Source organism: Streptomyces sp. NPDC059477, assembly GCF_042749375.1.
In the GTDB taxonomy this organism is placed as follows: domain Bacteria; phylum Actinomycetota; class Actinomycetes; order Streptomycetales; family Streptomycetaceae; genus Streptomyces.
Window position 1 is genome coordinate 3366 of the sequence record NZ_JBHYUG010000021.1, and the last position, 11535, is coordinate 14900.

Genomic DNA, 11535 nt, shown 5'->3' on the forward strand with positions numbered 1-11535 from the left:
GGGGGGGGGGGGGGGGGGGGGGTTGGGCGGGGGGGGGGGCGGGGGGGGGGGGGGGGGGGGGGGGGGGGGGGCTTCCACCACACCCCCCCCCCCCCCCCCCCGCCCCCACCCTTCTGCTGTACTGGACCGATGCCCCACCCCCACATGGACCCACTGGATCTGCGGGTCACCGCGGCCCTCCAGGTGAACGGCCGGGCCTCGTGGCGTTCGGTCGCGCAGGCGCTCGGCGAGGGGGAGCGGACCGTCGCCCGGCGCGGGACCCGGCTGCTGGAGAGCGGGCTGGTCCGGGTGGTCGGGCTGGAGAACTTCGCCGAGACCGTCGTCGTACGGCTGCGCTGCCGGCCGGGGCGGGCCGCCGAGGCCGGACGGGCGCTCGCCGCCCGCGAGGACGCCGTGTTCAGCTGCCGGGTCACCGGCACCGACGACGTGGTGGCCGAGTTGCAGTGCCCGGCGTCCCGGCTCGCCGACCTCACCGGCGAGGAACTGCCCGCCCTGCCCGGCGTCGCCGCCATCGCCACCGCCCCCGTACTGCACTACTACCGCACCGCCCGCGAATGGCGCCCCGGCCTGCTCACCCCCGAGGAGGCCGCCGCCCTGGAGCCCGACGCGGTGCCGGTGCAGGGTCCCACCCCGGCCCCCGCCGACCGCACCTCGGACGAGCGGGCCATCCTGCGCGCCCTCGCCCGCGACGGACGGCTCACCCTGGAGGAACTCGCCGCCCTCGCGGGGGTGTCCAAGGCGACCGCCGGGCGGCGGCTCGAAGCGCTCCAGAGCACCGCCCGGCTCGCCATCCGGGCCGTCGTCGACCCGGCCGACCTCGGCTTCCCGGTCGAGGGACTGCTGTGGGTACGGGTGCGGCCCGCCGCGCTGGAACGCACCGCGCAGCGGCTGCTGCGGCTGGCGTCGGTGCGCTATCTCGCCACCCTCGCCGGTGACTTCCCGCTCCTGGTGAACACCGCCCACCGCTCCCGCGGGGAACTCCAGCGGTTCCTGGTCGACGCCGGGTGGGCGCAGGACGTGGACCAGGTGCGGGCCACGCTGGTGGTGGAGTCGCTACGCCGTGGCGGTGCCGTCGGGCTTGATCGCCCTTGATCATCTGAGCGGTGCGTAGCGTCCTCTTGACTCTCAGGGGTCGGGTCAAGCGTCTACTTGACTCAATCTTGGTATCCGGATGTCGAGATCTCTCATGCTGGTCTTGACGGGATTTTTCCGTCCCGCCTAGCATCGACGCCGTGGAGACCCATCCCGCCGCCGTCCTGACCGAGCGCCGCGAAGTCGACCTGTGTCGCGTCGCGAGCGCCGGCTGTTGTCGCTGCGCGCGCTGACGTCCTGACGCCCCCATGGGCGTCCCGGTGGCGTCCCCATGTGCTGACGTCCCGGTGTAGGACGTTCCGGCGTACTGACGTTCCGGCCTACTGAACGTCCGAAACGCCCGCGCGTCCCGTCGTACGTCCCACGCCCCCGCTCCTCCCCGGCGCACCCGCCGCGCCCCGCCGCCGCACGCCCCTCGCGCTGCCGCCGCGCCCCTCCGCCCTCTCGCGTCCCTCGCGCTTCCTTCACGGACCCTGGAACACGCCCATGTCTGTCGACACCCCTGCCCATTCATCCGCTCCGGCCTCCCCCGGCTCCCCCGGTCTCGCCTCCGGCGCCCTCTCCCCGCTGGAGGTCTTCGGGCAGTCGCTCGCGGCCACCGGGCCCAGCATCGCCATCGGCGGCACCATCCCCGCGATCTACCTCACCGCCGGAAGCGGCTCCCTCTGGTCCACCGCCGTCGGGACGGCCATCGCGCTGCTCGTGGCCTGGGTCGTCGCCCAGTTCGCGCGGCGCGCGGCCAGCGCCGGCTCGCTGTACAGCTATGTCTCCCTCGGCCTCGGCCGCGGACCCGCCTTCGTCACCGGCTGGGGCATCGTCATCGGGTACGTCGGGATCGCCGCCGCCTGCCTCGTCGGAGCCGCCGTCTACCTCGGCGCGCTGCTGGACTCCGTCGGCATACCCGCCACCGGCACCGGCGCCCAGCTCGCGCTGCTCGTGCCGGCCACCATCGCGGCGGCCGTCCTGCCGGTGCGCGGCGTACGGCTCTCCGCCCGCGTCGGGATCGTCGTCGAGGCGGTGTCCCTGCTGGTCATCCTGGTCGCGCTGGGCGCCGTCGTGGCCCACTTCGGGTTCCGCCTGGACACCGCCCAGTTCACCGCGCGCGGCGTCGACCTCAACACCGTCATGCTGGGCGCGGTCCTCGCGGTCGCCGTCTTCGTGGGCTTCGAGTCGGCGGGATCGCTCGGCGCCGAGTCCCGCGACCCGTTCCGCGCGGTCCCCAGAGCCATCATCGGCACGGTCGTCGGCGCCGGGGTGCTCTACGTGCTCAGCACCTACGTCCAGGTGCTCGGCTACGACACCGACGCCGCCCTCGCCACCTCCGGCGCCCCGCTCAACGAACTGGCCCGCGCCTCCGGCGTCGGCTGGCTGTCCCCCCTCCTCAACGCGGGCATCCTCATCTCCGCCATCGCCTGCGCCTCGGCCAGCGTCAACGCCGCCGCGCGCAGCCTGTACAACCTCAGCCGGGAAGGCGTACTGCCCGGCCCGCTCGGCCGGATCCACCCCACCCACCGCACCCCGCACCTGGCCCTGTACCTCCTCGGCGGCATCGCCGGTCTGCTGCCCCTGGTGCTGATCGCCACCGGCAGCGGCACCCTGGACGTCTACGCCTGGACCGCCGCCTTCGGCACCTTCGGCTACCTGCTCGCCTATCTGCTGGTCGCCCTCGCGCTCCCGCTGCATCTGCGCCGCCGCCGTCAGCTCGGCGCGGCTGCGGTCGTCGTCAGCGCGCTCGCCGTGCTGGCCATCGCGTACGTCCTCTACAAGAACCTGGTGCCGGTGCCCGCCTGGCCGGTGAACGTCCTGCCGTACACCTTCGCCGCCCTGGTCCTGGCCGGCCTCGCCTGGTACCTGACCCTGCTGCGCCGCGACCCGTCCCGCGCCCACGCCCTGGGCACCCACATCCTCAGCGCCGACGAGAGCACCCCCGACACCCCGGCCAGCCCCGTGAGCGACCTTTCCAAGGACTCCAGGGACCCCAAGGACCAGGAGCAGTCCGCATGACCCCGCAGCAGCCATACCCCACCCTCGAAACCGCCCTCGCCGACCCCGCCCTGCGCGAGCTGGAGATCGCCTGGTCCGACCCCTACGGACGGGTCCAGGGCAAGCGGCTCCCCGCCGCCCGCTACCCGCAGGCCACCGCCGGACGCGGCATCGGCTTCTGCGACGGCTCGCTCGCCTGGAACGCGGCCGGCGAGGTCCAGCCCGCCGCCTCCCTGGGCGCCCCCGACCGCGGCTACCCGGACGCCTACGCCGTACCGGACCCGGCCACCTACCGCCCCCTGCCCTGGCGCCCCGGCGCCGGACAGCTGCTGTCCGACATCCACGGCCACGACGGCGCCCCCTCCCCGACCACCCCCCGCGCCCTGCTGCGCCGCACCCTGGAGCACCTCGCCCGGCTGGGCTACACCGCCCGTGCCGCCCTGGAACTGGAGGTCTACCTCCTCCACCCCGACGGCACCCCCCTCTCCCAGGGCCTGCACGCCTACTCCCTGGAGCTGGCCAACGAACTCGACCCGCTGCTCTCCCGGTTCACCGACGAGCTGACCGCGTACGTGCCCATCGAGAGCGTGCTGACCGAGTACGGGCCCGGCCAGGCGGAGCTGAACCTCGCCCACCAGGACGCGCTCACCGCGGCCGACGACGCCTTCCGGCTGCGCTACGCGGTCCGTGAACTCGCCCGCCGCGAGGGCCTGCTGGCCACCTTCATGGCCAAGCCGCTGGGCGGCCAGTCCGGCAGCTCCGCCCACATCCACCTCTCCCTGTGGCAGGACGGACGCCCCGCGTTCGCCCCGGAGGCGGGCGCCGAGAGCAAGGCCGCGCGGGCCGCCGTGGGAGGGCTGGTACGGCATCTGCCCGCCGTCACCTTCTACGGGGCCCCGACCGTCAACTCGTACAAGCGCTTCGAACCCGGCGGCTTCGCGCCCCACCGCGCCGACTGGGGCGGCGACGACCGCTCGGTCGCCGTGCGCTCACTGGTGGACACCCCGGGGTCCAGCCGGGTCGAACTGCGCACCCCCGGCGCCGACGCCAATCCGTACATCGCGCTGGCCGCGGCGCTCGCGGCCGTGGTCGCGGGCCTGGAGGACGGCCTGGACCTGCCCGCCCCCGGACTCCCCGGTGAGCCCGCCAAGCTGCTCCCCGGCACGCTCGCCGACGCCACCGCCGCCGCCCGCGCCGACACCCGCCTGACCGCGCTGCTCGGCGAGGACTTCGTACGGGACTCCACGGCGCTCGCCGACTCCGAGTGGCACGCCTACACCACCGAGGTCACCGCCTGGGAGACCGACCGCTATCTGAGGAACCTGTGAGCCGCCGCATGAACGATCCCACCCCTCCCACCCCTCCCACCCCTCCCACCCCGGGCCCGTCCGGGCTGCTCGGTGAAGCGGCCCGGTTCCCCGCCCTGCGGGCCGTCTTCGAGCGGCGCGCCCGCCGCTTCCCGCTCGGCGGCACCCTCACCGGACCGCTCGCCCACCGCTCCGCGCACCCGCCGCTGCCGCTGAGCGCGGACGAGGAGGCGGTGCTCGTCGCCGCCGCGTCCGGGATCACCGGCGTGGTCCGTGAGGAGTGGTCCTTCCTGGACGAGGAGGGCCGCCCGACCGGCGGCGACAAGCTGGCGGGCTTCACCGGGCGCACGTACCCGAGCCCGCTGGCCAACCACTCCACGGAGGTCTTCTGGACCAACGACGAGGGCACGTACGTCATCCCGCAGCGGGACCGCGCCCCGGACGCCTACGTCCAGAACCAGAGCACCGACGACCACCGCCACTGGCTCACGCACGCCGTGCGGCTGACGGACGGACGGCTGGACATCCCCCGCCGCCGCCCCAACCTGTTCGCCTTCAACCGGCAGAACATCAACCTCCCCGGCACCACCCTGTTCATCCCCATCGCCGACCTGACCCGGCAGTGCATCTCCGCCCTGCTGCTCTACTTCGACCGCCCGCACGGCTACTACCTGATCGACGAACGGCTCGGCAACGACCCGCTGCGCCCCTACGTCGACTCCGGTCTGCTGGACCCCACCCACCCGGTCGACCTCGCCGACTTCGAGCGCTGGCAGATGGTCGACGCGAACGGCGTCGAATCCGGCCTGGTGGTGGCCAACCTGATGACGGCGACGCAGGCGCTCGGCCTGGGCGGGCACCCGTTCAACGGCGGCAAGGGCCGGGTCACCATGGGCGGCACACCCCAGTGGCACGCCATCGGCGGCGAGGGACCCGCCGGCGGGCTGGGCTTCCGCTTCCACCGGGTGCCGGACTGGGCGCCGGTCGGGGCGGGGGAGGAGATCCCGGTCGGCCTGGACGGGGTGTTCGAGGGGGCCGTACCCCCGTACCACGCGACCATCGAGGACGCCGTCGACTTCGTGGTCGGCCTGCGCTGGGGCGACCGCGGCGCCTTCACCGGGGGTGGCCCCACCCCCTGGAAGGACCCGTCCCTGGTCTCCCGGATCCCGCGCCCCTCCGAGGAGGCCATCGCGGCGGTGAAGACCTGGACCCGCTATGTCTGGGACCACTACGGGCGCTTCCCCGCCACCATCGACCCGTTCCTGACCACCGTCTGGTACCAGGCGCACCACCTGGACACCGACTTCTACGACACCTATTACCCGGCCGAGGCGCTGCCCGTCCATGTCCGGGAGCATGTGGAGAGGTGGCACCGGTGAGCCTGCCGCGGACGGGAGCGAGTCCGAGCGCGGTCGACGTGACCCACGTCGATCTGTCCCACGTCGACCTGATCGACAACGACCGTTACGCCGAGGCCGTCCCCTACGCCGACTTCGACCTGCTGCGCCGCGCCGACCCGGTGCACTGGCACCCCGAGCCGAACGGCCCCGGCTTCTGGGCGGTGCTGCGCCACGACGACGTGATGGCGGTGTCCCGGGACACCGCCACCTACTCCTCCGAGACCGGCGCGACCGCCCTGGAGGATCTGGCGCCGGACGCCCTCGCGGCCCGTAAGTCCCTGCTGGACATGGACCCGCCCCGGCACACCGCCCTGCGCCGCACCCTGGTCGCCGACTTCACCCGTCGCCAGGCCCTGCGCCACGAGGAGCAGCTCCGTGAGGTGATCCGGCCGCTGGTGCGCGGCGCGCTGGCCCGGGGGACCTTCGACGCGGTGGACGACCTGGCGACGGCCGTCCCGATCCGGGTGCTGTGCCGGATGCTGGGCGTGCCCGCCGCCGACGAGCCCCGCATGGTCGAGCTGAGCGACCGGCTGATCGCCAACACCGACCCCGACCTCAGCGAGATCCAGCCCGACAGCCCCGAGTCCGACCGCTACCGGCTGCTGCCCTTCCGCAGCCCGGCCGCCCTGGAGATGCACGCGTACGCCAGGGCGCTGCGGGCCGACCGCGCCGAGCACCCCCAGGACGATGTGGTGACCCGGCTGGGCCAGGCGCGTATCGACGGACTGCCGCTGACCGAGGCCGAGTTCCAGGCGATGTTCCTGCTGCTGCTGGTGGCGGGCAACGAGACCACCCGCTCGGCGCTGTCCCTGGGCATCCAGGCGCTGGTGGCCCACCCCGCCCAGTGGGAGCTGCTGCGGGCGGGCGCGGATCTCGACCGCGCGGTGGAGGAGATCCTCCGCTGGACCACGCCCCTGCACCACTTCCGCCGCACGGCGACCCGTGACACCGAGCTGCGGGGCCGTCATATCCGGGCGGGCGACAAGGTGGTGATCTGGTACACGTCGGCCAACCGGGACGAGAACGTCTTCCGGGCGCCGTACGACTTCGACATCACCCGCGATCCCAACCCGCACCTCGCCTTCGGCCGGGGCGGCCCGCACCGCTGCCTGGGCGAACACCTGGCCAGGGTGGAGATCCGCCTGGTGCTGGAGGAGTTCCTCGCCCTCGGGGTCACCCTGCACGCCGACGGCCCGGCCCGCCGGGTCCGCTCCAACTTCACGAACGGGCTCAAGTCCCTTCCGGTGCGGGTGAGCGGGTTCCGGCGGGCGTAGGCGAGAAGTGGCCGGGGCGGGCGGTCCGTGCGGGTGGCGGGGGGTTCGGGTGGGGCGCCGGGGGTCCGTGGGGGCGGTTCTCGTGGGTGGTGCGGATTTCCCTTCCTGGGGCGGGCGGGATGTTCTCGGTTTTCTTTCCTGCCCAAGAAGTGAAATTTCCTTGCAAGTGATTTCGCTTCTTTTAAATGCGGCCGGACGCAAATATGAAGATACTCACGGAGTTTTAGGGAGCGGATAACCCGGCGAATTTGGGTCGGTGTGACCAAAATTCGCGCTTTTGAGTCCGTTGATTCACGGGGAAACTCGTGAAGAGACAAGACGGGCGAGAAAGGAGGTGGGGCGCGAATGATTCCTCTGGACCGTTTTCTCGCCGACTGCCTGCTGGACGCGAGGGAAGCGGAGCCCGGATCGGACGGATCGGTTCCGCTCTCCGCCGACCGTGCCGGATACCGGGAAGCCCGGCGGCGATTCCTCACGGCCGGGCTGACCGCCCTGCACGCGGACCACGTCGGCGCCGGCTGGGTGCAGATGAACATCACCCCGACCGCCCAGACCTTCCCCGCGATCTACGCCCGGCTGGACGAGATCGCCTCGGAGGCGCTGAACTCCGGATTGGCCACCAATTTCTTCTTCATGCACAAACCCCCGGGAATGCGGGTCCGTTTCCAGGCCCCCACTCCGCAGGGCCGGGCCGAACTCCAGCACCTGGTGACCCGGCGCATGGCCGCCCACCCCGAAATCTTCGGCATTCCGCAACACGGGGTCTATGAACCCGAGTCCTATCTCTTCGGCGGCCCCGAAGCACTCCCGTGGGTGCACACCCTCTTCACCGCCGATTCCCTGGCCTGGCTGCACCACCACGCCGACCCGCCCACCGCCGCCCTCACCGACTGGCGCTATTCCCTGACCCTGCTGCGTGATCTCCTGGACGGCCTCGGCATCATCGGCTGGGAACACCGGGGCGTCTGGGAGACCCTCCAGCGCGAGGCGGGCCGCGACCTCGGTGAGGCCGCCAGGCAGAGCGGAGTCTCCCGCGCGATGGCCGGCATCCAGCACCTGTGGCGCCTGGACCACGCCCGGCTGACCTCCCACCTGCCCGAACCCCTGCGCACCTCCGTGGACCTGCACCGGGCCGCGATCCACCGCGCCGCGCTCAGCTGGCGCACGGACCACTTCGACTCCGGCGCCGCGGAGGTGACCGGACCACGCCGGGCCGCCGCGTACTGCGTGATCTTCCACTGGAACCGGGCCCGCTTCTCGGCGGCCCTCCAGAAACTCCTCACCCGGGCCCTGGTGAGCGAGGGCGGCCACACGCAGGAGGCGTCAGGGGCTGCTCCCCGTACCGATCACCAGGCCGTGGGGTGAGCGGCACCATGACGGACGACAGCTGTACCGGCCCCGGTAGCGGTTCCTGTACGGACCCCCATCCCACCGCCCTTCTCCGGGTCGCCGGAATGCCCGCCACCGCCTGGGCCGCCGCAGGCAACCCCCACCTGTTCGACCGGGCCGCCGCCCACCACCGCGCCCGCCGCGAACTCGCCGACCGGGCCCGGACCCTGGCCGACCTCCTCGGCACCACCGTCGTACCCCACCTCCCCCCGGGCAGCCCGCCCCGCGGAGCCGTCCTGGCCCTGCGCCGCCGCCTCCACTCCGGAGCCGCCCCGGACACCGCCGACCGCCGCCTCCTGACGGAGACCCCCGAGGTACCGCCGCTTGTACGGCAGCGGTGCCAGGACCTGTACGAGGCGGACCGCGCGCTCAGTGAGGAGTACGAGGCACTGGGCACCGCCACCGAGCAGGAGTGGGAGCGGGTCGGTGAACTCTGCTGGGACCTGGCGCGCACCCACCCCGTCATGCGGGTGTTCCTCGACAGCACCGCCCCCGAACTCACGGCGACCGCCGAGCGCCGGCTGGCCCGCGGGGAGCGCTGGTCGAGCCCGCGGCTGCGCAAGAACTGCACCTTCCTGTGGCGGGCGCTGGCCCGCGCCGCGATGAAGACCACCCCGCGCGACTGGGTGGGCCAGATCGCCCCCGTACCGATCACCCCGGCACACTCCCCCCACCCTCTTCTCCTCGCCCCCGGCTCCCGGCTCACCGCCATGGCCGCCGAGGTCTCCCACAACGTCCACACCCTGCGCACCCGGCTCGGCGCCCTCGACCTCACCACCGCCGACGCCACGACCGTGATCGCCCCGGCCCCGCTCCACTTCACGCCCCTGGACGACGCCGGGGACAGCACCGCCGGCGGCCACCTCTGCTGCGCGGTCCTCGACCCGGCCCGCCCCGGCACCCTGCGCCGGATCGACGTCGTCCGCACCCAGGCCCTGGACGCCGTGCTGGCCCGCCTCACCGCGGGGCCCCGACCCCTCGGCGAGATCGTGACCGACCTGCTGGGCGGCCTGACCGGCGACCGCGCCGAGCCCGCCGGACGCGCGCTACGGGGCTTCCTCGCCCACCTCCACCGGCTCGGCGTACTGGAGACCTGCGCCCCGCCCCGCCGGGTCCACAGCGGCTGGACCGCCCCCGGCACCGCCCTGCCCCACCCCACCCCGTGGCCCGGCGGCGCGGCGGCCGTCCCCGCCGACTGGTTCCTGGACTCCTACCGCCGCGCGGAGACCCCTGGCCGCCGTCCCCTCACGGTGTCCGCCGAGGCGACCGACGTCATCCACGCGGGCCTGCGCACGGCCGCCCGCCTGGCCGCCCTCAGAAAGGCCGACCTCCCCGACCCCGCCGACCTCCCCGCCCCCCTTCCCGGTCTGGACGCCGAGCCCCGCCCCCTGCTCGCCTTCCTCGCCCCCCTCACCTTCCGCACGGACGAGACCGACGCGGAGGCGGCGCCGGACACCCCCCACCCGGCGCCGCCGCAGCTCAGACAGACCCTGTACGACGGCTGGCCCCCCGCCCGCACCCCCGGCTCCGGCTACGCCCACCTGCTCGACCTGCTCGGCGGGCACCTGGACGACGAGTCGTTCGACATCGACGACACCCTCCTCGACGCGCTGGGCGCGCCCAAGGCACAGGAGTCGATGCCGCCCTGGCCACTGGACTGCCTGGTACGCCCACTGGCCCCGGCCGACGCGGGACCCGGCCCCGTACCCCTCGCCGTACTGGAGTCGGCCTCCCCCGCCGGGGTCCTGGACGCCCGGTTCGCCGACACCCTGGACACCCTCACCGGCGGCTACGGCAACACCTCCCGCCTGCGGGCCTTCCTGGCCGCCGTGGAACGCGCCGCCGACGTCGACTTCGTGGAGGTCCTGGTCCCGCCGCTGGACGAACGGGCCGCCAACGCGGTACGCCGCCCCCGGCTCACCTCCTGGTGGACGGGCGACCCGGACCCGGCGCCCTACCACGGCACCACCGGCCTCACCGGCGCCCGCCACCTCCCCCTCGACCGCATCACCCTGCGCCGCGAGGGAGCCAGGGTCATCGCCGAGGCGGACGGCCGCCGTATCGTCCCGGTCCACCACGCGACCCGGTCGCCCGTCCCCCCGTACGACCAGCTCCTGCGCGTCCTGCTGACGGCCCGGCATCCCGGTACGGCCGAGATCCTGCGGCTGGACGGGCTGGCCGACGCCTTCCCCGAGGCCCGCCGGGTCCCCCGGCTGACGGTCGGCGGCGGACGCCTGGTCGTCAGCCCACGGACGCACCGCGTCCCGGACCCGGACCTGTGGCACCCCGACGACAGCGACCGGGACAAACTCCTCCACCTGGCCGCGCTGCGGGCCAGGACCGCCCTCCCGCGCCACGGCTTCGCCCGACCACGGACGCCACCGCTTCCCGCGCACGATCCGAACCCCTCACCCACCCCGGGTCCCCCGAGTCCCCCGCCTCCCCAGCAGACCCCCGTGGACCTCGCGGCCCTGCCCACCCTCCGCACGATCGACCGGCTCCGCGCCCAGCACGGCAGGAACGGTTTCCTGATCGAGGAGGCCCTGCCGGCCCCCGGCCACCACCTGCTGCGCGACGAGGCCCATGCCGACGGCGACGCCCCCTCGTCCAGCGCGGCCCAACTGCTCCTCAGGTCCCCCCACGCCCTCGACGCCCTCGTCGACGCGGCAGCAGCCGCCCTGCGCGGCTGACCCAGAACGCCCCGGAATCCAACCGGGGTCGGCACCACCAGAAGGTCACCACCCACCCGACCCCGCCTGGCGAGCCAGGAGGGTCAGCAGAGATACGGAGAAACCCCATGCCGTCCATCGACACGAACGAACTCGACAACCTCATCACCGACCTGGAGACCCGGATCACCGACACCGAGCTGGCGGAGACCGCGCCGAGCACGATCGGCGTCTGCACCCTCGTGATCTGTAGCATCATCGGCGTCTGCTGACACCGTCGCTGAGCAGCGGGTGCGCCGGGCCGTCAGCCGCGGGCGCACCCGCCCTTCCTCTCCACTTTCTCCCGAGTTTCTCCCGAGTTCCCGAACGGCACGGAGACACAGCGCAGATGCCGACCGCAGACCCGACCGCAGCCCCGATC

Annotated in this window: 9 protein-coding genes; all 9 read left to right on the forward strand. The window is 73.7% G+C overall.

Translation table 11 applies throughout. The features are described from left to right. The first annotated feature begins 129 nt into the window (after positions 1–129). Positions 130–1092, forward strand: a complete 963-nt coding sequence (locus ACFXAZ_RS13675; protein WP_384589164.1) for an Lrp/AsnC family transcriptional regulator — start codon at positions 130–132, stop codon at positions 1090–1092. Positions 1093–1232: 140 nt separating this feature from the next. Continuing rightward, a complete protein-coding gene (locus ACFXAZ_RS13680) occupies positions 1233–1325 on the forward strand; it encodes a putative leader peptide (protein WP_384589166.1) in 93 nt (30 codons plus the stop codon). A gap of 253 nt (positions 1326–1578) precedes the next feature. Continuing rightward, positions 1579–3096 carry an APC family permease gene (locus ACFXAZ_RS13685; RefSeq protein WP_384589169.1) on the forward strand — a complete coding sequence of 506 codons (1518 nt, stop codon included), beginning with the start codon at positions 1579–1581 and terminating at the stop codon, positions 3094–3096. Beyond that, complete coding sequence (locus tag ACFXAZ_RS13690) at positions 3093–4403, forward strand: glutamine synthetase family protein (protein WP_384589172.1); 1311 nt, start codon at positions 3093–3095, stop codon at positions 4401–4403. Before ACFXAZ_RS13685 ends, ACFXAZ_RS13690 begins: the two co-directional genes overlap by 4 nt. 8 nt (positions 4404–4411) lie before the next feature. Beyond that, positions 4412–5761, forward strand: coding sequence for a hypothetical protein (locus ACFXAZ_RS13695; RefSeq protein ID WP_384589175.1), 1350 nt, complete (start codon positions 4412–4414; stop codon positions 5759–5761). Beyond that, positions 5758–7056, forward strand: a complete 1299-nt coding sequence (locus tag ACFXAZ_RS13700; protein WP_384589178.1) for a cytochrome P450 — start codon at positions 5758–5760, stop codon at positions 7054–7056. The genes ACFXAZ_RS13695 and ACFXAZ_RS13700 overlap by 4 nt, the downstream gene beginning before the upstream one ends. 345 nt (positions 7057–7401) lie before the next feature. Further along, positions 7402–8421: a thiopeptide-type bacteriocin biosynthesis protein gene (locus tag ACFXAZ_RS13705; RefSeq protein WP_384589181.1), complete on the forward strand. Its 1020-nt coding sequence runs from the start codon at positions 7402–7404 to the stop codon at positions 8419–8421. Positions 8422–8510: 89 nt separating this feature from the next. Continuing rightward, complete coding sequence (locus tag ACFXAZ_RS13710) at positions 8511–11135, forward strand: lantibiotic dehydratase (protein ID WP_384589183.1); 2625 nt, start codon at positions 8511–8513, stop codon at positions 11133–11135. Positions 11136–11242: 107 nt separating this feature from the next. Continuing rightward, on the forward strand, positions 11243–11386 hold the full coding sequence (locus ACFXAZ_RS13715) for a hypothetical protein (protein WP_384589186.1): 144 nt from the start codon (positions 11243–11245) through the stop codon (positions 11384–11386). The last annotated feature ends 149 nt before the right edge of the window (positions 11387–11535 follow it).

Coding starts and splice junctions, on each gene's coding strand:
- ACFXAZ_RS13675 (WP_384589164.1), top strand. CDS start 130: ATGCCCCACCCCCACATGGACCCACTGGATCTGCGGGTCACCGCGGCC.
- ACFXAZ_RS13685 (WP_384589169.1), top strand. CDS start 1,579: ATGTCTGTCGACACCCCTGCCCATTCATCCGCTCCGGCCTCCCCCGGC.
- ACFXAZ_RS13690 (WP_384589172.1), top strand. CDS start 3,093: ATGACCCCGCAGCAGCCATACCCCACCCTCGAAACCGCCCTCGCCGAC.
- ACFXAZ_RS13695 (WP_384589175.1), top strand. CDS start 4,412: ATGAACGATCCCACCCCTCCCACCCCTCCCACCCCTCCCACCCCGGGC.
- ACFXAZ_RS13705 (WP_384589181.1), top strand. CDS start 7,402: ATGATTCCTCTGGACCGTTTTCTCGCCGACTGCCTGCTGGACGCGAGG.
- ACFXAZ_RS13710 (WP_384589183.1), top strand. CDS start 8,511: ATGCCCGCCACCGCCTGGGCCGCCGCAGGCAACCCCCACCTGTTCGAC.
- ACFXAZ_RS13715 (WP_384589186.1), top strand. CDS start 11,243: ATGCCGTCCATCGACACGAACGAACTCGACAACCTCATCACCGACCTG.